The organism is Rahnella sp. PAMC25559 (assembly GCF_050632365.1).
In the GTDB taxonomy this organism is placed as follows: domain Bacteria; phylum Pseudomonadota; class Gammaproteobacteria; order Enterobacterales; family Enterobacteriaceae; genus Rahnella; species Rahnella rivi.
In genome coordinates this window covers 1,276,560-1,299,133 of record NZ_CP192543.1, presented here as the reverse complement: position 1 = coordinate 1,299,133, position 22,574 = coordinate 1,276,560, and the positions used below count along the sequence as shown (strand labels likewise).

At 54.8% G+C, this 22,574-nt stretch carries 20 protein-coding genes; 4 read left to right on the top strand and 16 right to left on the bottom strand.

Going from position 1 to position 22,574, the window contains the following annotated elements:
- Positions 1 to 35: 35 nt before the first annotated feature.
- Positions 36 to 386, bottom strand: coding sequence for a PRD domain-containing protein (locus tag ACQZQY_RS07325; protein ID WP_056776222.1), 351 nt, complete (start codon positions 384 to 386; stop codon positions 36 to 38).
- A 398-nt stretch (positions 387 to 784) separates the two neighbouring features.
- On the opposite strand from ACQZQY_RS07325, the gene rnk reads away from it, so the two are divergent.
- Positions 785 to 1,195: a nucleoside diphosphate kinase regulator gene (gene rnk, locus ACQZQY_RS07320; protein WP_056776220.1), complete on the top strand. Its 411-nt coding sequence runs from the start codon at positions 785 to 787 to the stop codon at positions 1,193 to 1,195.
- A 634-nt stretch (positions 1,196 to 1,829) separates the two neighbouring features.
- Here rnk and cybC read toward each other — a convergent pair.
- Both cybC and pmbA read right to left on the bottom strand, forming a co-directional pair.
- Complete coding sequence (gene cybC, locus ACQZQY_RS07315) at positions 1,830 to 2,216, bottom strand: cytochrome b562 (protein ID WP_414071730.1); 387 nt, start codon at positions 2,214 to 2,216, stop codon at positions 1,830 to 1,832.
- Positions 2,217 to 2,363: 147 nt separating this feature from the next.
- Complete coding sequence (gene pmbA / locus ACQZQY_RS07310) at positions 2,364 to 3,704, bottom strand: metalloprotease PmbA (protein ID WP_431296851.1); 1,341 nt, start codon at positions 3,702 to 3,704, stop codon at positions 2,364 to 2,366.
- Positions 3,705 to 3,921: 217 nt separating this feature from the next.
- Here pmbA and yjgA point away from each other — a divergent pair, with 217 nt between their 5' ends.
- Complete coding sequence (yjgA, locus tag ACQZQY_RS07305; protein ID WP_056776213.1) at positions 3,922 to 4,473, top strand: ribosome biogenesis factor YjgA; 552 nt, start codon at positions 3,922 to 3,924, stop codon at positions 4,471 to 4,473.
- Positions 4,474 to 4,509: 36 nt separating this feature from the next.
- Here the strand turns inward: yjgA and ACQZQY_RS07300 are convergent, their stop codons facing one another.
- From ACQZQY_RS07300 to ACQZQY_RS07290, 3 genes are all read right to left on the bottom strand, one after another.
- Positions 4,510 to 4,803: a barstar family protein gene (locus tag ACQZQY_RS07300; RefSeq protein ID WP_056776209.1), complete on the bottom strand. Its 294-nt coding sequence runs from the start codon at positions 4,801 to 4,803 to the stop codon at positions 4,510 to 4,512.
- Positions 4,804 to 4,808: 5 nt separating this feature from the next.
- Positions 4,809 to 5,258 (bottom strand): ribonuclease domain-containing protein, encoded by a 450-nt coding sequence (locus ACQZQY_RS07295; RefSeq protein ID WP_136376857.1) that lies wholly within the window; start codon positions 5,256 to 5,258, stop codon positions 4,809 to 4,811.
- A gap of 94 nt (positions 5,259 to 5,352) precedes the next feature.
- The gene (locus tag ACQZQY_RS07290) at positions 5,353 to 6,813 is read right to left on the bottom strand and encodes an NAD-dependent succinate-semialdehyde dehydrogenase (RefSeq protein ID WP_431296850.1); all 1,461 of its coding nucleotides are present in this window, start codon (positions 6,811 to 6,813) and stop codon (positions 5,353 to 5,355) included.
- A 184-nt stretch (positions 6,814 to 6,997) separates the two neighbouring features.
- On the opposite strand from ACQZQY_RS07290, the gene ACQZQY_RS07285 reads away from it, so the two are divergent.
- A complete protein-coding gene (locus ACQZQY_RS07285; protein ID WP_431296849.1) occupies positions 6,998 to 7,591 on the top strand; it encodes a sugar O-acetyltransferase in 594 nt (197 codons plus the stop codon).
- 60 nt (positions 7,592 to 7,651) lie between these two features.
- On the opposite strand, the gene aaeB is transcribed toward ACQZQY_RS07285, so the two are convergent.
- The 3 genes from aaeB to aaeX are packed head-to-tail and all read right to left on the bottom strand — an operon-like array spanning position 7,652 to position 10,766.
- Complete coding sequence (gene aaeB / locus ACQZQY_RS07280; protein ID WP_431296848.1) at positions 7,652 to 9,610, bottom strand: p-hydroxybenzoic acid efflux pump subunit AaeB; 1,959 nt, start codon at positions 9,608 to 9,610, stop codon at positions 7,652 to 7,654.
- Between the two features lie 9 nt (positions 9,611 to 9,619).
- On the bottom strand, positions 9,620 to 10,555 hold the full coding sequence (gene aaeA, locus ACQZQY_RS07275) for a p-hydroxybenzoic acid efflux pump subunit AaeA (protein ID WP_136376853.1): 936 nt from the start codon (positions 10,553 to 10,555) through the stop codon (positions 9,620 to 9,622).
- Between the two features lie 7 nt (positions 10,556 to 10,562).
- Complete coding sequence (aaeX, locus tag ACQZQY_RS07270) at positions 10,563 to 10,766, bottom strand: p-hydroxybenzoic acid efflux pump operon protein AaeX (protein WP_015698919.1); 204 nt, start codon at positions 10,764 to 10,766, stop codon at positions 10,563 to 10,565.
- A gap of 282 nt (positions 10,767 to 11,048) precedes the next feature.
- Between aaeX and aaeR the strand changes: the two genes are divergently transcribed.
- Entirely contained in the window at positions 11,049 to 11,987 is a 939-nt protein-coding gene (gene aaeR / locus ACQZQY_RS07265) for an HTH-type transcriptional activator AaeR (RefSeq protein WP_056776195.1), read from the top strand.
- Between the two features lie 33 nt (positions 11,988 to 12,020).
- Here aaeR and tldD read toward each other — a convergent pair whose 3' ends face one another.
- The 7 genes from tldD to mreB all read right to left on the bottom strand — a co-directional run bounded on the left by tldD (position 12,021) and on the right by mreB (position 22,401).
- Positions 12,021 to 13,466 (bottom strand): metalloprotease TldD, encoded by a 1,446-nt coding sequence (gene tldD / locus ACQZQY_RS07260; RefSeq protein ID WP_056776193.1) that lies wholly within the window; start codon positions 13,464 to 13,466, stop codon positions 12,021 to 12,023.
- Between the two features lie 142 nt (positions 13,467 to 13,608).
- Complete coding sequence (yhdP, locus tag ACQZQY_RS07255; RefSeq protein WP_431296847.1) at positions 13,609 to 17,439, bottom strand: AsmA2 domain-containing protein YhdP; 3,831 nt, start codon at positions 17,437 to 17,439, stop codon at positions 13,609 to 13,611.
- Positions 17,440 to 17,536: 97 nt separating this feature from the next.
- Positions 17,537 to 19,006, bottom strand: a complete 1,470-nt coding sequence (rng, locus tag ACQZQY_RS07250) for a ribonuclease G (RefSeq protein ID WP_056776189.1) — start codon at positions 19,004 to 19,006, stop codon at positions 17,537 to 17,539.
- Positions 18,996 to 19,589 (bottom strand): Maf family protein, encoded by a 594-nt coding sequence (locus tag ACQZQY_RS07245; RefSeq protein ID WP_122094480.1) that lies wholly within the window; start codon positions 19,587 to 19,589, stop codon positions 18,996 to 18,998. Before ACQZQY_RS07245 ends, rng begins: the two co-directional genes overlap by 11 nt.
- Positions 19,590 to 19,596: 7 nt before the next feature.
- Entirely contained in the window at positions 19,597 to 20,085 is a 489-nt protein-coding gene (gene mreD, locus ACQZQY_RS07240; RefSeq protein WP_056776185.1) for a rod shape-determining protein MreD, read from the bottom strand.
- Positions 20,082 to 21,089, bottom strand: coding sequence for a rod shape-determining protein MreC (gene mreC / locus ACQZQY_RS07235; RefSeq protein WP_056776182.1), 1,008 nt, complete (start codon positions 21,087 to 21,089; stop codon positions 20,082 to 20,084). The genes mreD and mreC overlap by 4 nt, the downstream gene beginning before the upstream one ends.
- A gap of 268 nt (positions 21,090 to 21,357) precedes the next feature.
- Positions 21,358 to 22,401, bottom strand: a complete 1,044-nt coding sequence (gene mreB, locus ACQZQY_RS07230) for a rod shape-determining protein MreB (protein WP_013577291.1) — start codon at positions 22,399 to 22,401, stop codon at positions 21,358 to 21,360.
- Between the last annotated feature and the right edge of the window lie 173 nt (positions 22,402 to 22,574).

Below are 22,574 nucleotides of genomic sequence, written 5' to 3'. Positions count from 1 at the left end.
GGATTAATTAATTCGCTTAATGTTCAGTAAAAATATTATTTCGGCTCGTTGTCTCTTGCGACTTCAAAATGCACCGAGAGCAAATAGGCTTCCTCAATCGGTAAATTTCCGAACTCGCTGACGACCTCTTCTGCCATTTGCATGGACTCGGCAGAGATTTCATCAAATAACTCTTTTTCAACGTCAGGTAATGGTTCGCCGGTAATTGAGCGTAATACCATGGCTTTCACGTGTGACGTTAACATCTGCAACTGAACATCTGTGGTGTAGATATTCTTCGCACTTTGCATCGTCTGAATATCTTTTAAAACTTGCTCTGTTTTCGCCGCAGCATCTTTCAATTCAATCCGCCCGGTTCCCTTCACAGATGCGCTTGCGTTATTCACTCGCGTTTACCTCTCTCCTTGCCTGACTCACTATTTCAGCCGTTTATTTCTTCTGTCTTTACCCTAACCCCGCACAGATTTCCTGTGTAGAGGGTCTTTTTCCAGTTCGAAGTGGAAATACGGTGCCCTGAGCGGATCCAATTCGCAAAACGAAAAGTTAAGTCGTCATATCACTGAATATTGCAGGGTGTAGCAGCGTATTTCACTGGTAATCGGAATTTTCGCAATGCGGATTAATTCCCTCACAGCGCTTTCATTTCTGCTGAAGAGTGCCTAGTATCAAAGAACACATGCAAATCACCGACACCCCTGCGCTCACCCGCGGGGGTGTTATTTTTTGCCGACCGGCACCCCACTCGCATGAAGCGGGTGATGCAAAAGGAACCATGGAGAATGTTATGAGTAAACCGACACTGATCATCAATGAACTTGACGCAGAACGCCTGGACACACTGCTGGCACAACCTGCGTTTGCCAGCAGCCCGGTCGCCGACGCCCTGAATGAAGAGTTGGATCGCGCTGAGATTTTGCCGCCCGAGCAAATCCCTGCCGACGTGGTCACGATGAACAGTAAGGTGCGCTTCACAGAAGGTAAAGACGGCGAAGAACACATCCGCACGCTGGTATATCCGGCGGCACTGAAAGACAGCAACGAACAGTTGTCGGTGATGGCTCCGCTGGGCGCTGCGCTGCTCGGCCTGCGCGTCGGTGGAAGCATCACGTGGGAAATGCCCAATGGCGAGAACAGCCGCATCGAAGTGCTGGAGTTGTTGTTTCAGCCGGAAGCGGCAGGGGAACTGAGAAGTTAAGGTTTTTTTGCAGGGGGCGCTGCCATCTCGGCCTCAATGAATACTGTGAAAGTTTCGGTTTCTCACGTGCGGTGATCGCTTAACTCGCAGCGCCGAAACCGACCAAGAGAGGGAAGTGCTTTCCCTCTCTTGGATCTCTCCCCGCTTTTTCAACACGCGCTTCGCTCGCTGGCTATGTTTCAGGTGCCACAGTGATCGCCGCAAAATCCCGCCGCTGCGCGGTGCCCTACGGTCGGGTTACAACCCGCGCATACAGACGCGCGGTTTTCCACCTCTCCCTTCGGCGTGATTTTTGAAAGCGGCTGCAGCCTCTCAATCAAAAGCAGATCGGTTTTGAATTTGAATTTGAATTTAATATCGTGCGGGCGATTCAGGGATCTTGCTGAGCGAGAGGTTCGAGACCAGAGGCTCGAAACCCGGGAGAAGGCACCGCGTAGCGGCAAGATTTCCAGCCTGTCGCAGTGATACCTGAAACATAGCCAGCGAGCCGAGCGCGCAGTTTACGACGTGGAGATCCCAAAGAGGGCTCGTCTTAGCCCTCTTTGGTCGGTTTCGGCGCAAGTAGCCGTGTGATCACCGCGATTGAGAAACCGAAATTTTCACTGCTTTAAGCCGTTGAGAAGCGGCCATCTGCCTATTTAAACTTCTTGTGATTCTCGTTCCGGGTCGCTTTAAACCCTTCCGCTTCTTTCTTCGCTTCATCCACTTTACCGGCTTTCGCCAGTTCAGATGCCTTATCAATCTGGCCGATCAGCGTATCCATGCCTTTGTGGTAATCCTGCATTTCCGGGCTATCCGGCGCTTTGCCTTTCAGTTTCGGCGGCGTGGCTTTTTTTGCGTCTTCGGCAGCCGCTTTCATGTTTGCCAGACCGGTGGTCAGTTCGGCCTGATCGTTGGTTTTCAGCACTTTGCCGTAGTTATCGGCAATCGTGTCCATGTCCGTTTCTAAATCTGCTGCCAGAGCTACCGTGCTGCTTCCCAGCATGGCTAACACCGCTAACGCCATCAGTTGTTTACGCATGATCTTTCTCTCTATTGTTATTTATTTGTTTAATAAAACGACATTGCTTGTAAGGCTTTATAAAAATAGGCTGAGAGAGAGGAAAACGGGATGAATTTTTTGTAAAGAATTGAGGCAGCGGCCGGGCGACCGCTGCTTTGGGGAGGGTTATTCGCCGGCGATTTTCATTGCCGGTAACAGCACGGAACCACACTGGATATTGCTGCGGGTTTCGATATCGCTGCCGATGGCGACCATATTGCGCCACATGTCTTTCAGATTGCCGGCAATGGTGATTTCGCTCACCGGATATTGAATCTCACCGTTCTCGACCCAGAAACCGGCTGCACCGCGCGAATAGTCACCGGTGACGCCGCTGACGCCCTGGCCCATCAGCTCTGTGACGACCAGACCTTTGTCGAGCTTACGCAACATACCGGCGAAGTCATCACCCTGACCGGCAATGCGCCAGTTGTGGATGCCGCCTGCGTGGCCGGTGGTTTGCAGGCCGAGCTTGCGGGCGGAATAACAGGTCATCAGCCAGGTTTGCAGTACGCCGTCTTTGACGATATCGCGACGCTGCGTGCGCACACCTTCACTGTCGAACGGCGTGGATGCCAGGCCCTGCAACAGATGCGGATGCTCTTCAATCGTCAGCCACTCTGGCAGGATCTGCTCACCCAGGCTGTCGAGCAGGAAGGACGATTTACGGTAAATGCTGCCGCCGCTGATGGCGCCCACCAGATGGCCGAACAGACCGGTCGCCACTTCGGAGGCGAACAGCACCGGAGCATGCATGGTGGGTAATTTACGCGGTGCCAGACGCGAAAGCGTGCGGCGAGCGCACTCTGCACCGACCCATTCAGGGTCTTTCAGGTCACTCATTTTGCGGGCAATGGAATAGGCGTAATCGCGTTCCATGTCGCCTTCGTGTTCAGCAATTACTGAGGCGGAAATCGAATGACGCGTCGAGCAGTAACTTTGCAACATGCCGTGGCTGTTGCCGAATACGCGGATGCCGTAATGGCTGTTGAAACTGCCGCCTTCGGTGTTGGTGATGCGTTTGTCGGCTTTCAGCGCAGCCTGTTCTGCACGGGCTGCCAGTTCGATACTGCGATCCGGATCCAGCTCTTCCGGGTGGAATAAATCCAGATCTGGCGCATCAAACGCCAGCATCTCTTTGTCGGCCACGCCTGCGAACGGATCCGGCGACGTGTAACGGGCGATATCCAGCGCGGCCTGCACGGTGCGGGAAATGGCGTCCGGGCTGAGATCGGTAGAAGACGCGCTGCCTTTACGGTTCTGATAATAAACGGTGATGCCCAATGCGCCGTCGCTGTTGAACTCAACGTTCTCGACTTCACCAAAACGTGTACTGACGCCGATACCGGTGGTTTTACTGACCGCCACTTCTGCAGCATCTGAACCCACTTTTGCCAGTTCCAGAGCCTGAGATACGGCTTGTTCGAGAGTTTTACGCTGCTGCGCAACTTGATTCACTACGTTCATCGGCATGCCATCGCTTATGAGATAAAAGGGATTGTTCTACACTGAGACAGAGAAACTTATACTTTTGAGTCTAACAGAGACTCGCCATAATTTCGCATTGCGTGCGGCGTTGATCAGACCGAAGTTGCAACAGAATAGCCATCTCTGTGGCATAATGCCGCCGAAGCAATAAAGCACAATCAAACTGACAGGATTACCTCGTTAAGAGGAAGCGCCCATGACAAAGAAAATTGACGACTGGCTCGATGACGTTCCCGAGAATAATGAGAACGATGAAGATGATGAGATCATCTGGGTCAGTAAAAGTGAAATCAAACGTGACGCCGAGGCGCTGAAAGATCTCGGTGCAGAAATGGTGGATCTGGGTAAAAACTCCCTCGATAAACTGCCACTGGACGAAGATCTGCGTGCCGCTATCGATTTAGCGCAGAAAATCAAGAAAGAAGGCCGTCGCCGCCAGCTTCAGCTGATCGGTAAAATGCTGCGCTCGCGCGACGTTGAACCGATTGAAACTGCGCTGGATAAACTGAAAAACCGCCACAACCAGCAGGTTTCGCTGTTCCATAAACTGGAAATGCTGCGTGACCGTCTGGTCGAAGAAGGTGATGATGCGGTGCCAACGGTGCTGGATTTATACCCGACCGCTGACCGTCAGCAACTGCGCGCCCTCATCCGCAATGCGCAAAAAGAGAAAGCGACCAACAAGCCGCCGAAATCTTACCGCCAGATTTTCCAGTATCTGCGCGAACTGGCTGAAGGCCAGGAATAAAAAACAAAAACCCGCTTTGATGGCGGGTTTTTCTTTTCAGACTTTGGCTTTCGCAACAGGCTTATCGACCTGATTCAGCCGCAGCTCACCTTCCAGCTCTTCTTCCGCCTCTTCAAACAGCAAAATCAGTGCACCGAACCGCCGTTTACGGCTGGCATTCAGATTGATGAAATCCACTTCAACCGGCAGTGCGATCCCGCCCGTTACTTCATCCCATAGTGCATCCAGATTCGCGCCGAAGCTGTCAGTCAGGGAAAACTGACGGACAAACTCGCGATAGAATGCGGGTAAATCCGGGATGTGATTAAAATCGAAGCTCACTTTTTTCATCGACATTACTCCACCCGAACAAAATGTTGATAATGGTCGCGGCTGACGTAAATCAGACCGTCGCTGGCAAACAGCAACCGATCAGCGCCACGACGTCCGCAGCGATAGTTGATATCCGCCTCACGCCACACCCGTTTGCTGGCCGCCGGTAAACGCCCTTCCCGGTTTGAGAAACGGTCGCCGCCAATGGCTTTGCCCGGCAGCACATCGCATAAATTCCCGGCACGCGCATCCCAGCCGGCTTCGCGGGCTTTTTTCTTGGTGATGTAATTGTCCGGCAGACGCTGGTGTTGACGCACATAGCTGACCACCGTTTTCTCGTCGGTGCCTGACACGATTGTGCCCTGATTGTATGTCGATTTTGCGACAGCCTGCCCGGCCATGCCCGACAGCCCCAGCATCACCGCCGCCGCCATCATCAGCGTGCGCGAACGCAGCCCGTTAAATACCTTCATTGACGTCCTTTGTGCTTTGCCGGAAAGCACCGTTTCCGGCCCTTTGTTTGCTACTGATTATTGTTATCTAAAAGCGGCTTTCTGAAAAGACGACTTATAGATTTCCTAAATGTAACGTTTTCACCTGCAAATACTCTTCCAGCCCCAGCACCGATCCTTCACGTCCCAGTCCGGATTCTTTCACGCCGCCGAACGGTGCCGCTTCGTTGGAAATCGCGCATTCATTCACGCCAATCATGCCGCTTTCAATGGCGTCCGCGACGCGGAAAATACGTTGCAGATTCTGGCTGTAGAAGTACGCCGCCAGCCCGAAAGGCGTGTCGTTGGCGCGCTTAATCACTTCTTCTTCCGTTTTGAAACGGAAACAGGCGGCAAGCGGACCGAAGGTTTCTTCCTGCGCCACTTTCATGTCGTCGTTGGCCTCAGCAATCACTGTCGGCTGGAAGAAGTTACCGCCGAGCTTATGACGCTCGCCGCCTTCCATCAGACGCCCGCCCTTCTCCAGCGCATCTTTGACGTGGTCTTCCACTTTCTCCAGCCCTTTGATGTCTATAAGCGGCCCGACGATAACGCCGTCGTCCATGCCGTTGCCGACCTTCAGTTTGCGGACTTCTTCCACCAGACGCGTCACAAAAGCATCGTAAACGCCGTCCTGCACGTAGATGCGGTTGATACAAACGCATACCTGCCCGGTGTTTCGGAATTTACAGGTGACGGCCCCTTTCACGGCAGCCTCGAGATCGGCGTCGTCAAACACGATATAAGGCGCGTTACCGCCCAGCTCCATCGACACTTTTTTCATCGTATCGGCGCTGTTGCGCACCAGCGTTTTGCCCACTTCCGTCGAACCGGTAAAGGAGACTTTGCGCACTTTGTCGCTGGCCATGATTGCATCGCTGATGGCATGAGTATCACCGGCCACGCCGTTGATCACGCCGTCCGGTACACCGGCGTCTTTCGCCAGTTGCAGCAGGGCGAAGGCCGAGAGCGGCGTGTTATTGGCCGGTTTAATAAGACCGGTACACCCTGCTGCCAGCGCAGGGCCGAGTTTACGGGTCAGCATCGCCAGCGGGAAATTCCACGGGGTGATCGCCGCTACCACGCCGACCGGTTCGCGGGTTGCCAGAATACGTGAACCGGATTTCGCCGGAGGGATGATTTCGCCGTTGGCGCGCTTGGCTTCCTCACTGAACCATTGCAGATAGCTGGCGGCGTAATCGACTTCGCCCAGCGCCTCTTTCAGTGGCTTACCCTGCTCCGCCACCATCAACTCGCCGAGAAACTGTTTGTTCTCCAGCATCAGCTGATACCAGCGGTACAAAATTTCAGAACGCGCTTTGGCCGTGGTTTTTCTCCACGCAGGGAAAGCCTCGCTGGCGGCCTTGATCGCTGCTTCGGTTTCCGCTTTTCCGGCTTTCGCCACTTTGGCGACGATCTCTCCCGTCGCCGGATCCCGCACATCAAACGTCGTTTTCGCCTCGTGCCATTTCCCGCCGGTGAAATAGCCGGTCTTAAATAAAGGATGTTTGGACAGTTTTTGGTATTGGGCAGACATGGTAAATCCTCCTGACGTGCGCCGTTTAAAGCAGTGAATAGCAATAAGTATAGCGGCTTAAGAAGAAGCGTCTCTCAGACAGCACTGAGAGACACAGGTCGCAAAGTCGAATGTCACACGTTCACAACGTCATAGCCGGTCAGTAAACTGCGTGATGAATCACCCATTGATTAAGGAAAAAGGGATGTCGACACGCATAAAAATGAACATCGGTGAGCTGTATACGGACATGGGCGAAGGCTTGCCGGAGGAGCGCCGCGCGGGAAAGGAGCGGGTGTACGATTACAATCTGACCCGCCCGTCAGAAGAAGAGACACGCCAGCGGATGCTCAAAGACATCATGGGCAGCCTGGGCGAGAACGGCTGGGTTGAGCCGCCGTTGCGCGTTGCTTACGGCACACACACTCACATCGGTAAAAACTTCTACGCCAACTTCAATCTGACCCTGGTGGATGACGCCACCGTGACCATCGGCGATAACGTGATGTTCGCGCCGAACGTGACGCTCGCCACCGCCGGGCACCCGATCGACCCGGACATCCGCATCACCGGGCAACAGTTCTCGCAGCCTATCGTTATTGAAGACAACGTCTGGCTTGGCGCGGGGGTGATAGTCAATCCGGGGGTGACGATTGGCCGTAACAGCGTGATTGGTGCGGGCAGCGTGGTCACGAAATCTATTCCTGCCAACGTGGTCGCGGCGGGCGTGCCTTGCCGCGTCTTGCGTGCCATCGGCCCGGAAGATCGCCACGCCTTTTTGACCTCAGAACGTGAATAATAAAAAAGGCCGGTGCGTTACCGCATCGGCCCTGTGGTCTTTACGCCGGTAACTACCGGCTTATGCCAGGAATGAATGCTGATAGCGGTGCAGCATGTCAGTCAGGCGACGAACCGGTTCGGTGACTTTAAGCGGCGCATCGTACTCGACCAGTTTTTCCTGATACTCGCCCAGCTCTTTCAGCAGACGCTGATAATAGTACGTCCGTTTTCCTTCGCCCGATGACGACACCACGTGGTCTGCCGTATTACGGATTTTCTTATGGAATGCCGACAGTTCATCGTTCACTGGCACTTCCGCCATCTTCATCCGCTGATGCGCGATAATCAGCATCAGCGCCAGACGGTATTTACCGATGTCATTCGGGAACATCACCAGCAGCTGGTTCAGCTGATGATACAGCGCCGGAAGATGGTTTTCGCGGCGGCGGTAAGCCTTGGTGGTCAGTGCCGACACCGCGCTGCTCATGAAGCGGTTGAGCAAGGTACGGCCCGTTTTTTCGCGCGATTTATCGCGAATAATCAGCAACACCGCCATCGCAATCACCGTCCCAATGGCCTGCCCCATCGCGCTATCCAGAAACGCAGTAACGTTAAATTTCATCGGGTTACTGAGCACCAAAATATTGATGGTGCCCGCCAGCAACCCGAGCATACCGAGGCGGCGCTTGGTCACTTCGATACCGATGAAGAAGGTGAAAATCCCCAGCATCAGACACAGCAGGAACAGACTTTGCTGCGTGGCGGGCATGATCAGCATAAACATCATCGAACCCACCGGAATAGCCAGCAGCATACCGACGATGAAGTCCATCGCCATCCCTTTTGGGTTAGGGGTACGCATCGCCAGCGAGGTCACGACGGCGATGATAATCACGCAGCCGCTGGCCGAGGTCCAGCCGGTCCACAGCCACATCAGGCAGCCGATAGCGGTGGCGGTGAACGTTCGCAGACCGTTGATCATCGCATGATGGCGCTCTGCCGACACAGGGCGCACCACCACTTCGCCATCGAGCACGCCGCTTTCTATGGTGCTGATACTGCTGTTGGTCTGGATGCCTTTCATCAGCAACAGCGCGCGGGTGCCCGCACCGGTCCAGGCGCTCAGGGTCATCAGGACGTTATCGCTGTGCGAGCCGGTGATGGCCTGCCGTAATTGTTTCATCCGGCGGTGAACATCTGCCACCGTCTCTGCCGGTTCATCGAACATCATTTTCAGTTCCGGCGATAACCGTTCCGGCGTGCCTTGCAGGATCAGATAGGTTTCGCAGGCCTGAGTGATCATGCTCAGCGACGTACTGTGCAGCGCTTTCAGACGCCGGTTACAGCGCTGCCAGCGTGACGACTCCATCATCAGGCTGCTGCGCATACCGTTCAGCGCCGTGGTGCACTTCACCAGATTATTCCACGATTTATCAATGTCTTCTTTCGAGGCATTGTTCACGCAAATCCGCATCAGCGCGAACTGGTCGAGCATCAGCTGGCTGACAGCGCGGTCGATATCTTTTTTGATAGAACGGGGAGAAAACAGTAAGTCAGCGACGATGGCGCAACAAATCCCAAGGACGATTTCACTGCACCGCTCCACCGCAAACTGCGGCGTTTGCAACGGCGCCGACGCGGAAGTCACGACGATAATCAGTGCGGTATAACCCGCCAGACCCAGCGCATACGAGTTCTCGATGCGCACCAGCGATGACCACCAGGTGCAGACACCCGCCCAGATACAGCACAACAGCAGCATCACTACCGGCGCGCGCGCCGTGGCAATCACAATCACCAGCGCCGCGATACAGCCGATAAAGGTGCCGATCACCCGCAGAAAACCACGGTGGCGGATTGCCCCGGCGAAGGGCTCACCGCCGGCGGCCAGCGCCGGGCCGGAGGTCACGATGGCGGCGGTCATGGCCGACCAGCGCGGGGTTTCGAGTTGCAGATAGAACCCGAGCACCAGCGCGCCGAGGATCGCGAACGTCAGCTTAAATGCAAAACGCACGCGTGGGATAAGTACACTATTCATTTTCCGGCCTTAGCCAAACTCTCTCAGGCGATGTAACAGACGGCGGAACGGAGAACCTTCATTCTGCTGACGGTCGTGGCTGCCGGTGATCACAACGGTCGCCGTTGTCCCGGCCGGGTACGGATGTTGCTGGTCGGCATCATCAAGCACGATTTTCACCGGTACGCGCTGCGCCAGACGCACCCATTCGAGATTACTGTCGATGGTCGCCAGACCGTTAGTCGCCGCAGAAGAAGAGCTGTTGGTGACCGCTGCCGCCACGCTGTCGACCCTGCCGTGCATGATGCGGTTACTGCCGAGCGGCGTGATTTCCACGCGATCGCCCTTGCTCAGGCCGGACAGTTTGGTTTCTTCCAGATAAGCCAGAATGTAGAAGGAGTTTTTCTTCACTAACGCCACGGCCGTAGAACCACGGTTGATGTAGTTCCCCGGATGCACGGTAAGGTTAGTCACCCAGCCGTCTGCCGGAGCCACCACCACGGTGCGCTGTAAATCGAGCACCGCCAGATCACGTGCTGCCTGAGCCTTCGCCAGCTGATGCTGGGCAGTTTGCAGAACGTTATTCGCCTGGTCTATCTCTTCCTGCGACATCGCCTGCACGCCCAGTTTCACGCGACGTCCGGCTTCGCGTCTTTTCTCGCCGGCCAGTGCCTGATAATAAGCCACGTCAGCGCTCGCTTCGTCCAGCGCCTGCTGATAACGCGGCTGGTCAATTTTGAACAGGATTTGCCCCTTCTTCACCAGCTGGTTATCCGTGATCGGGACATCGGTAATCAGGCCGGTCACGTCGGGCGCGATAGAGACGACGTCGGCGGTAAATTTGGCATCACGGGTCCACGGTGATTCCGTGTAGAACGCCCAGGCTTTGAAAATAGCGATGACAGCCAGAACGACAAGGATCAGCGTAATTGCATAACGTATTATTTTTATAGAGAAATTTTTCACAACGCCCTCAGACGAACATGCAGGAGATCAGGTAGAAAAGACAGCAATACAATGCTGTGTTGAACAACGCCGGGTGCCAGACAAAGTCGTAGATCCCGGTGGGCTGCAAGACGCGTCGCAGCAGGAAAAACACGACCAGCGCCAGCAGTATTTCAAAAAACACCGGGGGAAACGACAATCCGAAAATCACCATTACCGGAAGCAAACTCATCAAAAATTCCTTACATTATGACGACGGGCAGTATGACCAGAGAAAGGTGTGGTGAGTCCCGCGCACACATTATTCATTATTTTAGGCAACAGCTCACAAACCCGGAGATAAATCTTCACGGGAAGTGACGACGAAAACTGTGGGGTTGCCAGGGAAGTGTGCGAAGGTAAGCCGTCAGGAAAATGCGACCTGAGGGTTATCGCCCGGGAGAGTATATTAGCCTGCTTATTATCAAGGGATCAACGTTATGTGATCTAAATCACTTTTAAGCCAGAGTTAACAATGGACCGATTAAAACGTATGTCAATTTTCGCCCAGGTGGTTGAAAGCGGCTCATTTACCGCGGCGGCACGACGTCTCGACATGAGCGTTTCCGCCATCAGCCAGACGATTTCAAAACTTGAAAATGACTTACAAATCAAATTGCTAAACCGAAGCACACGCAGCATCGGCCTGACTGAAGCCGGAAAGATTTACTATCAGGGCTGCCGGAAAATGCTGCAAGACGTGCGCGAAGTGCATGAGCAATTATACGCCTTCAACAACACACCCACCGGCACGTTGCGCATCGGCAGCTCATCGACAATGGCACAAAATGTTCTTGCTGCCATGACTGCCGAGATGCTCAGTGAATATCCCGGCCTGACAGTTAATCTGGTCACCGGCATTCCGGCGCCGGATCTGATCGCCGACGGCTTAGACCTGGTGATCCGCGTCGGGGCGTTGCAGGATTCCAGCCTGTTCTCCACAAAACTCGGCTCGATGCCGATGGTCGTGTGTGCCGCGCGCAGCTATCTGGCCCAGCACGGCACGCCGGAAAAACCGGCGGATATGGTGAATTTCTCATGGCTGGAATACAGCGTGCGCCCCGACAGCGAGTTTGAACTGATCGCGCCCGAGGGCATTACCACCCGTATTAATCCGCAGGGGCGTTTCGTCACCAACGATTCGCAAACGATGATCCGCTGGCTGAAAGCCGGGGTGGGTATCGCTTATGTGCCGCTGATGTGGATCATCGAAGAAATCAATGCCGGGGAAGTGGAGATTTTGTTCCGCAGCTACCAGTCAGATCCTCGCCCGGTTTACGCGCTGTATACCGAAAAAGACAAACTGCCGCTGAAAGTGCAGGTATGCATTAACTATCTGACGGATTACTTCAAACAGGTCAGTAAGGTGTATCAGGGCTACAGGCAGGGGAAAAAGGGAACGACGTGGGGGTAAACCTCCCCTGATCAGGGGAGGCTAAAACAAAACTTAAGCGGTACCGCCCACCGTCAGATTATCCAGTTTCAGGGTTGGCTGACCGACCCCGACCGGCAGGCTCTGGCCTTCTTTGCCGCACACACCGACGCCTTTATCGAGCGCCAGATCGTTACCTACCATGGAAATCTGCTGCATCGCTTCGATACCCGACCCGATCAGCGTCGCGCCTTTCACCGGTTTGGTGATGCGACCGTTTTCAATCAGATACGCTTCGGACGTTGAGAACACGAACTTGCCGGACGTGATATCCACCTGACCGCCTCCGAAGTTCGGTGCATACAGGCCGTATTCGACGCTGCTGATAATCTCTTCCGGCGTAGATTTTCCCGCCAGCATGTAAGTGTTGGTCATGCGTGGCATCGGCAGGTGCGCATATGACTCACGACGGCCATTTCCGGTCGGCGCTACGCCCATCAGGCGCGCATTCAGTTTGTCCTGCATGTAACCTTTCAGCACACCGTTTTCGATCAACACGTTGTACTGGCCCGGCACGCCTTCATCGTCAATCGCCAGTGAACCGCGCAGGCCGTGCATAGTACCGTCATCGACGACGGTACACAGTTCGGACGCCACCAGTTTACCCATCTGACCGCTAAAGACGGACGTTCCGCGACGGTTGAAATCACCTTCCAGGCCGTGTCCGACCGCTTCGTGCAACAGCACGCCCGGCCAGCCTGCGCCCAGAACCACCGGCATCCCACCCGCAGGGGCGGCGACGGCGGTCAGATTGAGCAATGCCATACGCACTGCGTCACGCGCGAACGCTTCGGCGCGCACTTCACCGTTAACCGTTTCGAGGAAATAATCATAACCGACGCGCGCACCGCCGCCGCTTGAGCCGCGTTCACGGCGGCCATCCTGCTCGACCAGCACGCTCACGGACAGGCGAACCAGCGGACGGATATCTGCCGCCAGCGTACCGTCAGTGGCAGCCACCAGCACCGTTTCATACACACCGGTAATGCTGGCGCTGACTTCCTGCACACGTTTATCCGCAGCGCGGGCGATTTTGTCCACGCGATGCAAAAGCTCAATTTTCGCTTCACGCGGCAGGCTTTGCAGCGGATCCAGCGCGGAGTACAGAGGCGGGTAGGCCACTTCGCCCAGCGTGCGCGTTTTGCCATTGCCCTGTTCGCGGACAATGCTGCGCGCGGCGGTGGCGCTTTGATTTAAGGCATTGAGGGTGATCTGGTCGGCATAAGCGAAACCGGTCTTCTCGCCGCTGATGGCACGCACGCCCACGCCCTGATCGATATTGTAAGAACCGTCTTTGATGATGCTGTCTTCGATTACCCAGGCTTCATGGAAGCTGGACTGGAAAAAGAGATCGGCGTAATCGAGGCGACGTTCTGACAACTGGCCCAAAACGGAAAACAGATCCTGATGACTCAGATTATTGGCAGTTAGTAACTGCTCACTGACTAAGGCCAGACTCATAGATGTTCACTCTCTTTTAGACGAAAATCCGGCGGACTGAAGCGTAATGCATCGCTCAGTGCGCCGGACAATCCATTGTTACAAGGTTATTAACAGCCTAACACAGCCCGGACAAGGTTGCCTGCCGCCATCCTGAATGGGATTACTGCGCGGCAGCAGCCTTCGGCGCGGTGACGGGTTTACGCAGAATTTCATTGATACGCGGCTCCGCGATGGTGCCGGTGATCTGATAGCGGATCAGCGAAATCTTATTCCACAGCGGTGCCAGCACTTTACTGGCTGCAAACACGGCCACGCCCACCACAGGGTTTATCACAAACGCCGTTGCCACGCCGACGGTGGCTGAAATTTCCGGCGCGATGACCGCTTCCAAATCCAGTTTCTGACTCACAAAGTTGACCTTACCGGTGATGGCGATATCCGCCGCCAGCCCGTCAACCAGCAGATCATCGGTATGCAGCGTGCCGTCTTTTATCCAGGCGGTCGATTTGATCGAGTCAAAATAGAAGCCCTGACCGAAGGTGTCGCTGAAATCGAGGCGCAACTTACGCAGCAACGCATCGAAGCTGACCAGACGCAGTAACTGCCCGGCGCGACCACCGCCAACGTCGGCGATTTCACCTTTACCGAGCTCGTTTTTCAGCGTGCCGTTGAGCGTGCTGACATCCGGTTTCCAGGGGACAGATTTCCAGTGCAGGTCAAAATTCACATCAAAAGGCGCGCCTTTCAGCGGTGTGGTGACACCGAAGAATGACATCGCCTGATCGATATTTTTACCACTCAGTTTACCTTTCAGGCCGGTATTCTCGCCCTGATCGTTCTGTTTCCAGTCGCCCTGTACGTCCAGTCGTGCAACACCGGTGTCGATCAGGCCGTTGCGCAGCATTAACTGATCGCCCTGCGGGGTCACATCGGCGTTCACCTTGCGGAAATTCTGGCCGAGGAACCAGCAGGCTTCGCAGCGCAGCTGCACCGCAGGCCAGCTGGCGAAGGAAATTTTGTCATTGCCCGTTGGATTCGACGCCGGTTTGCCGCTTTCCGACACGTCTGCCACCGTCCATTGCGGATTGAAATACAGGTAGCGCAGGTTTGCCAGCCACGGGCCGGTGTCATTCATGTTCAGCGTGCCGTCGATCTCTTTGCCTTTGGCGGCAATCGCCAGCCCCTGATGCCCCTGCGTTGATCGCAGCGTCAGGTCATTCCACACCTGGCCGCCCAGCGTCAGCGCCGGCGTGGTGAGGATAATTTCATGCGGGAAGCTGAAGCCGGCCATTTTACTGCTGCCGCTGCCCTGCGTCGCTTTCTCCGGCGACAAGAGTCCGAGCCAGCTTTCGCCGTCCAGCGCCGGAAGGTTAAGCGTCAGGCTGCTGTCTTGCGGCAACGCCGGTGTTTTTTTGGTGTTCGCCTGCCAGGAGGCGCGGTCCAGTTTGAGCTGTTTACCCAGCAGCCAGCGGCTGTTGAAATGATCTTTCCCGGCCAGCACGCCTTCAAGATTGAAGCTGTGCAAATCGCCCTTCACCTTCACCAGCAGCGGCAACGAATGGCCAGCTTTCTTAGCGAGAGGATCCGGTAAGTGACTGCTTACATCTTTCAGATCAGCATTCACATCAACGGTATAATTCGGCGTGCCTTTGTGCGGCAGGGCAATATTGACGTCAGCCTTCCACGGCGTACCGCCGGAAATTTTGCTGGCGGCCACCGCAGGCAACCCTGGCAACTTCGACAACTGCCAGTTCGCATCCAGACCCACCTGAATCTTAAAGTCGTCTGCCAGCTCCTGCGTACTGAACATCACGTTGATCGGTTGCCCGAACCAGTTGCCGGTCATTCTGTTGCTTTGCAGATTTCCATTGTCATAACTGAACTCCCCGCTGAGGTGGCTGATGGTGCTTTCCAGCGGTTTGATCAGCAGGCTGTTATCTTTGAGCGTCACGCCACCGGTAGCACGAACCAGTTCGCCGTCGAGCGGAATATCCAGATGTAAGCGACCATTCACTTCGCCGCTGATTTGCAGCTCCTGCAAAGCGCTGCCGAGCGTGTCGTGCAGCGGCGTGTTCATGAAATAATCACCGATATCTTTGCCGGAACCGCGCAGATCAGAATCGACAAACAGTTTTTCTTTCAGGTAATCCGGGATATTGGCGACTACGTTGTTGCCATCTACATTGCCCAATTTCGTGTGCGCGGCTTTCATGAACAAACCGTCGTTCAGAAAATCGAGATCGATATCCAGATCGGTCAGCGCGGGCCATTCAGGCTGGAACTGGAAGGTCGAGTGGCGCAACGGCACCCACACCTGGAACTGCCCTTCGTTATTTTTGAACGGGAAGTGATGCGGATTGCCGTTGAAGGTCAGCGTGGCGTTATCCACCTGCCCGGCCTGGATCGCACCGGTGAGATAATCCACCAGATGTTTGCCCATCAGCTTTTCGGGGAAGTAACGCCACGCCTGACCGGCGTCGTACAGGCGGATACCGGCCAGAATATTCAGCCACGGCTCGCCGTTCGCAGGCTGGTTATAGTGGAAGTCACCCTTCGCCCACAACGCGTCTGCTTTGACATCCACGTCTTTACCGGACAATGCCCAGCCGTCTTTATCGTTGGTCCAGTTGAATGAGCCGGTTGCGGCACTGACGTTCAACGGCGCGCGGAACATCTCACCGTAAGGTAACTGGCTGTCTTGTAATTTGACGTTCAGCTGGCCGCCGGCGACGCTGCCTTTCAGGCTGCCATTGAAATGATTGATGCCCGGCAGTAATTCCCAACGCTGCCAGCTGACATCGTGCCAGTTAGCAATAAAGCGGGTGTGCTCGGGTTGTTTGAGAGGAATATCCAGCGCCAGGCTGTCGACCTTGCCCGACGGTTTCAGATCCTGCCAGCGTTCAAGCACAGCAGGCGTCAGGAATGAGAAGGTCGGTATCACCGGACCAAGGCGTTCCAGTTGCAAATTGGTACCCCGGATACGCAACTCTTCGCCCTGCGAGGGCCCCAGGAATTCGTTGTTTTCCGGCAGGTACAACGCGTCCAGGGTGCCTTTTGGCCAGGCCACGCCGTCCGTTTTGATGTTCAGTTGCTTCGTACCAAGCTGCCAGCCATTCCCCTGACGATTGCCGTGCAGCGTCAGGTTATCTACGTCGAGACGATGTTCGTCATCGCCGGTTTTCCAGGTTGCAGAACCGGTTTTCAACAATGCATCACCGGCGTACACATCGCCGTTACGCACGGTAAGCCAGGCCGCCAGACTGAAATTGGCACTCTCAAGGCCGGTGTTGCTGCGCAGCCAGCGGCTGAACCACGGCTTCATATCGATATCATCAGCTTGCAGGTAAATCTTGCCGTTGTTGAGCAATCCGTTGGAATCATTGAGATCCATACGCACCTGCACCACACCATGCTGACCGTTGAAACTCGACAGACTCAGCTGGCCTTCCGCACGGTGGCGGTTATGGATATTGAGCCAGGTCAGCTGCGGGATGTCGAATTCGGCGCGCGGGCCGGACGGTGTCAGGAAGGAAATACGGCTGTCGCGCAAATCGAAGTGATCGACCTGCTTAAGGAAAATATCGCTGATGCGGTTTGGCTTGAGGCCATTGCCCTGATTGTTGTCTCCGCCCAGCGTGCTGTTCAGATCCAACTGCATGTTGTAGAAAGTGAGATCGCGGAACTGCCAGCGCAGATGCAGCATCGACTGCCAGACATCCAGCGCCAGGGTGATGCGCTGAACCTTCAGGGTGGAATCCGGCAACGTCACCTGCAGGCCCCGGACCTCCATGATCGGGCCAAAGGTTTTCCAGCTGGCACTGATCTGTGACAGTTCGATCGGCATGCCCGTCGCAGATTCGACTTTCGCGACCAGCTGGTTCTGGAAACGGCTCAACTGAGGCAACGCCAGACGTAAGCCACTGATCACCAAAGCCACTATCACGACAAGGGTTGCGCTGGTGGTTAATAAAATACCGGGCAGTCGCCTCAAACTTCTCTCCTTGTTTTCCATTCCATGCGGGTTCGCTCCCGTACAGACGGCAATGGAAACCTGTAACTTCTTGATGCGTCTGGCACGTTGGCTCAGATCACATCATCACGACGTCGAACTGCTCCTGACTGTAGAGCGGCTCCACCTGCACTTTGACCTGTTTGCCGACGAAAATTTCGACTTCAGCCAGTGCATGGGATTCCTCGCCCTTCAGCGCTTCGCCCACTGCCGCAGAGGCGTAGACCAGGAAGCGGTCGGAATCATACGCATGATGCACGCGCACGATTTCACGCAATATTTCATAGCAAACCGTTTCGACGGTTTTCACCGTGCCGCGCGCATGACAGGTCGGGCAATCGCTGCACAGGACATGCTCGACGCTTTCGCGGGTGCGTTTGCGGGTCATTTCCACCAGTCCCAGCGCGGAGAAGCCGTGAATACCGGTTTTCACACGGTCTTTCGACAACGCCTGCTCAAGGCTGTGCAACACGCGACGGCGGTGATCCTCATTCGACATATCAATAAAGTCGATGATGATAATGCCGCCCAGATTACGTAACCGCAGCTGACGGGCAATCGCCTGTGTCGCTTCGGTATTGGTGTTGAAAATGGTGTCTTCCAGATTGCGATGGCCAACAAACGCGCCGGTGTTGATATCCACCGTCGTCATGGCTTCAGTCTGATCGATAATCAGGTAGCCGCCAGACTTAAGCTCCACCTTGCGCTCGAGGGCGCGCTGGATCTCATTTTCCACATCAAACAGATCGAAAATAGGCTGCTTGCCGTTGTAATGTTCCAGCTTGCTGGTCATTTCCGGCATGTATTCGCTGGTGAATTCGACCAGCAATTCATAGGTCAGGCGGGAATCGACACGAATGCGATCCAGCGCTTCACCGGCAAAATCACGCAGGACACGGTGCGCCAGCGCCAGTTCGCCATACAGCTTGTATTTGGTTTTGTTGCGACGTTTGCGCTCCATCACCTTCGTCCACAGGCGCTTGAGATAAGCCGCATCCTGCTTAAGTTCTTCTTCGCCCACACCTTCGGCCGCCGTACGGATAATGTAGCCGCCGTGCTCGTCACAATATTCAGAGACGATGCGCTTGAGACGATCGCGTTCCGCTTCGCTTTCTATACGTTGTGAGACGCCAACGTGCGATGCTCCGGGCATAAACACCAGATAACGTGAAGGCAACGTGATGTCGGTAGTCAGACGCGCGCCTTTGGTGCCGAGGGGATCTTTCACCACCTGCACCATCAGATCCTGGCCCTGATGCACCAGCTCTGCGATGTCACGCACATTGAAATTTTTCTGCTCATCACGGGCAACGCATTCGGTATGCGGCATGATGTCTGAAGCGTGTAAAAACGCTGCTTTTTCAAGGCCGATATCAACAAAAGCCGCCTGCATTCCAGGCAAAACGCGGCTGATACGTCCTTTATAAATATTGCCGGCAATCCCGCGCTTGGTTTCGCGCTCAATATGGATTTCCTGCAGAATGCCACCGTCGATGTAGGCCACGCGTGTCTCGGACGGGGTGACATTGACCAGTAATTCAGCTGTCATGTTTTCTCCTAAGCTCGCGTAAGGCAGCAAATTCATTGAGCAGTTCCTGGGTTTCCACCAGAGGAAGCCCCACGACTGCATAGTAACTGCCGCGAATTTCACGGACGAAACAACCGCCCTTTCCCTGAATACCGTAAGCGCCCGCTTTATCCATGGGCTCACCGCTCAGAATATAGTGTGCAATGTCATCGGCGGATAGTGAACGGAAGGTGACATCGGTCACAACCAACGTACTGAGGCAATCACGCCGGTCAGCAAAAGCGACGGCGGTCATCACCTGATGTTGTCTGCCAGACAATGCAGTAAGCATAACAGCGGCTTGCGATTCGTCGCGCGGCTTTTCCAACACTTTACCGTCGAGAACCACAATGGTGTCGGCGCCCAGAACAGGAAGATCCTCATCTGCAACCGCCACACCGGCCCGCGCTTTATCTTTCGCCAGACGCAAAACGTAAGCGTCGGGTGCCTCATCCTGCTGGCGTTCTTCCGCTACGTCGGTGATCAGACGCTCAAAGGGCAGATCCAGTAAAGCCAGCAATTCACGACGGCGTGGCGAACCGGAAGCGAGATAAAGTGCGGTCATAACATCCTCATTGAACAGCAAACTGACGGCGAATTTTGCGCATCAGCAGGAACAGCCACGGCCACAAAATGCCGTCAACCACACTGCTCCAGAAAACTTCGGGGCGGAACGACACGTTGACCACCATAAATTGTCCCCAGAACACCATGACGTCCACCGCCAGCGACAGCACCATGACAATCAGCGCTTGCTGCCAGAGTGCCAGATTGCGGAACAACTGGAATTTGAACGCGACCACATAGGCGGTGATGGCAAACGCCAGCGCACGAATGCCCAGCGTGGAACCGAGGATCAAATCCATGATGAAACCGACAATAAAACCGGTGCCAACGTTAACGCGATGCGGTAAAGCCATCACCCAGTAGATCAGGATCAGCAACAGCCAGGAGGGCCGGAACATATAGATTTGTTCAGGCCAAGGCATGACCTGCAACAACATGGCTATGACAAAGGATAGCCAAATAATCCAGCGTCCGTGGCTCCGGTAACTGTTCATTGCCGTGCTCCCTGCGCAGGCGTGGTGCTGACTGGTGTGGTCACAGTGCCTGTTGCAGGTGCCGGAAGCGGCGCCGGAGGACCCATATCACCCGGTGGTGGCAATACCTGAGGCATCATTTGCATCAGGCGTTCATTGGCAACGCGATGAACTTCATCAGGCGGTAACGGATGCTCGCCGTTGCGATCAGAACCCCATAACAACAGCAGATAACGCAGACGTTGCAGACCTGCCGTCGGGCGCGCCTGAATGACGGTATAAGCACGCTGATTATCGACTTTCACCGAAGACACGACGCCAACCGGATAGCCTTCCGGGAAACGACCGCCCAGACCGGACGTCACCAGCACGTCGCCAACACGAATGTCGGTATTGCTTGGCAGATGTTCCAGTTGCAGATCGTCAGCACAACCGCTGCCCGCAGCAATGACGCGGATGTCATTGCGCAGCACCTGAATCGGCAACGCATGGGAAGCGTCACAAATCAGCAGAACGCGGCTGGTCAGTGCGGCAACGGCAACGACCTGGCCGACAACGCCTTTATCGCTGATGACCGGCTGCCCGATATACACGCCATTGTTGCTGCCTTTGTCGATCACCACCTGATCGCTGTAAGGATCATTGCTGGTGGACAGAACCTGCGTCACCATTTTGTGCTCGTCCTGACGCAACGGCGAACCCAGCAGTTCACGCAGACGGGCATTCTCTTGTTTGTATTGGCCAAGCAGCATCAGATCGCTGTTTTTCAGCAACAATTCCTGACGCAAAGCACGGTTTTCCAGTTCAAGCTGGCCGCGCGTCGCAAACGTCGAGGAAACCTGATCTAAGAATTCACGCGGGGCATTTGACAAAAAATAGAAGGGACTGACGGCAGTATCCATATAGGTGCGGATTTTAACAAACGTACCTATTTTACTGTCGGCAACAATCAGGATAATGGCCGTAAGAATAGCCAAAAAAAGTCGCAGTTGCAGGGAAGGACCCCTGCTAAAAATTGGCTTCATAAAATATGCGAGTTCCTCGGCAACAGAAGGTTTCAGTCAGTCGAAGTCAGAACTTCCCCTGAGAGAAAAGGCGGCAATCTCATGGGATAGCCAAAACACCGGCAGAGCTTTGACGCTCAGCCAGTGTTTGCGCGGATCCACATTGAACACTGCACACTTCACGTTGCAGGTTTTACCTGACGGACAACCACCTTCCCGGCAGACCACTTTTTGAGAGGAATAAAGGAAGAAATCCGTCATTCCGTCATCAAATAAATCGTCGCTGAGATTACTCTTCGCTGAATAAGTCGCCGCCGTGCATGTCGATCATTTCTAATGCTTTACCGCCGCCGCGAGCAACGCAGGTCAGCGGATCTTCTGCGACAACCACCGGAATACCGGTTTCTTCCATCAGCAGACGATCGAGGTTACGCAGTAATGCGCCACCGCCGGTCAGCACCATGCCACGCTCGGAGATGTCGGAAGCCAGTTCTGGCGGACACTGTTCCAGCGCAACCATCACCGCACTCACGATACCGGTCAGCGGCTCTTGCAACGCTTCCAGGATTTCGTTGGAGTTCAGCGTGAATCCACGCGGAACGCCTTCTGCCAGGTTACGGCCACGCACTTCGATTTCGTGCACTTCATCACCCGGATACGCCGAGCCGATGCTGTGTTTAATGCGTTCCGCCGTCGCTTCACCAATCAGGGAACCGTAGTTACGACGTACGTAGTTAATGATAGCTTCATCGAAGCGGTCACCACCGATACGGACAGAAGAGGAATACACAACGCCGTTCAGGGAGATAACCGCCACTTCGGTGGTACCGCCGCCGATATCCACAACCATTGAACCGGTCGCTTCAGAAACAGGCAGGCCTGCGCCGATCGCCGCAGCCATCGGTTCTTCAATCAGGAACACTTCACGCGCACCAGCACCTTGTGCGGATTCACGAATAGCACGGCGCTCAACTTGCGTTGCGCCGACCGGCACACAAACCAGCACGCGCGGACTTGGGCGCATGAAGCTGTTGCTGTGAACTTGCTTAATGAAGTGTTGCAGCATTTTCTCAGTCACGAAGAAGTCGGCAATAACGCCGTCTTTCATTGGACGAATCGCTGCGATATTGCCGGGAGTACGACCCAGCATCTGTTTAGCGTCGTGCCCTACAGCAGCAACACTTTTAGGTGAACCAGCACGATCCTGACGAATAGCCACAACTGATGGCTCATTCAGCACGATGCCTTGTCCTTTTACATAGATAAGGGTATTGGCGGTACCCAGGTCGATGGACAAGTCGTTGGAAAACATGCCACGAAATTTCTTAAACATAACGAAAGGATAATCCTGCTAGCTGGGGGCGGAAAATAAAATCCGCCTACTTTACCAACCACGCGAAGCAGCGACAAGGCGCAAAAACGTCCTGCTTACGTGAAAATTGTCCGCGATGTCGCCATTTACTTGCTGTTACTTTTTGAGGCTGATGGCACTGCGATATAATTCTG

Coding starts and splice junctions, on each gene's coding strand:
- rnk (WP_056776220.1), top strand. CDS start 785: ATGAGTAAACCGACACTGATCATCAATGAACTTGACGCAGAACGCCTG.
- cybC (WP_414071730.1), bottom strand. CDS start 2,216: ATGCGTAAACAACTGATGGCGTTAGCGGTGTTAGCCATGCTGGGAAGC.
- pmbA (WP_431296851.1), bottom strand. CDS start 3,704: ATGAACGTAGTGAATCAAGTTGCGCAGCAGCGTAAAACTCTCGAACAA.
- yjgA (WP_056776213.1), top strand. CDS start 3,922: ATGACAAAGAAAATTGACGACTGGCTCGATGACGTTCCCGAGAATAAT.
- ACQZQY_RS07300 (WP_056776209.1), bottom strand. CDS start 4,803: ATGAAAAAAGTGAGCTTCGATTTTAATCACATCCCGGATTTACCCGCA.
- ACQZQY_RS07295 (WP_136376857.1), bottom strand. CDS start 5,258: ATGAAGGTATTTAACGGGCTGCGTTCGCGCACGCTGATGATGGCGGCG.
- ACQZQY_RS07290 (WP_431296850.1), bottom strand. CDS start 6,813: ATGTCTGCCCAATACCAAAAACTGTCCAAACATCCTTTATTTAAGACC.
- ACQZQY_RS07285 (WP_431296849.1), top strand. CDS start 6,998: ATGTCGACACGCATAAAAATGAACATCGGTGAGCTGTATACGGACATG.
- aaeB (WP_431296848.1), bottom strand. CDS start 9,610: ATGAATAGTGTACTTATCCCACGCGTGCGTTTTGCATTTAAGCTGACG.
- aaeX (WP_015698919.1), bottom strand. CDS start 10,766: ATGAGTTTGCTTCCGGTAATGGTGATTTTCGGATTGTCGTTTCCCCCG.
- aaeR (WP_056776195.1), top strand. CDS start 11,049: ATGGACCGATTAAAACGTATGTCAATTTTCGCCCAGGTGGTTGAAAGC.
- tldD (WP_056776193.1), bottom strand. CDS start 13,466: ATGAGTCTGGCCTTAGTCAGTGAGCAGTTACTAACTGCCAATAATCTG.
- rng (WP_056776189.1), bottom strand. CDS start 19,006: ATGACAGCTGAATTACTGGTCAATGTCACCCCGTCCGAGACACGCGTG.
- ACQZQY_RS07245 (WP_122094480.1), bottom strand. CDS start 19,589: ATGACCGCACTTTATCTCGCTTCCGGTTCGCCACGCCGTCGTGAATTG.
- mreD (WP_056776185.1), bottom strand. CDS start 20,085: ATGAACAGTTACCGGAGCCACGGACGCTGGATTATTTGGCTATCCTTT.
- mreC (WP_056776182.1), bottom strand. CDS start 21,089: ATGAAGCCAATTTTTAGCAGGGGTCCTTCCCTGCAACTGCGACTTTTT.
- mreB (WP_013577291.1), bottom strand. CDS start 22,401: ATGTTTAAGAAATTTCGTGGCATGTTTTCCAACGACTTGTCCATCGAC.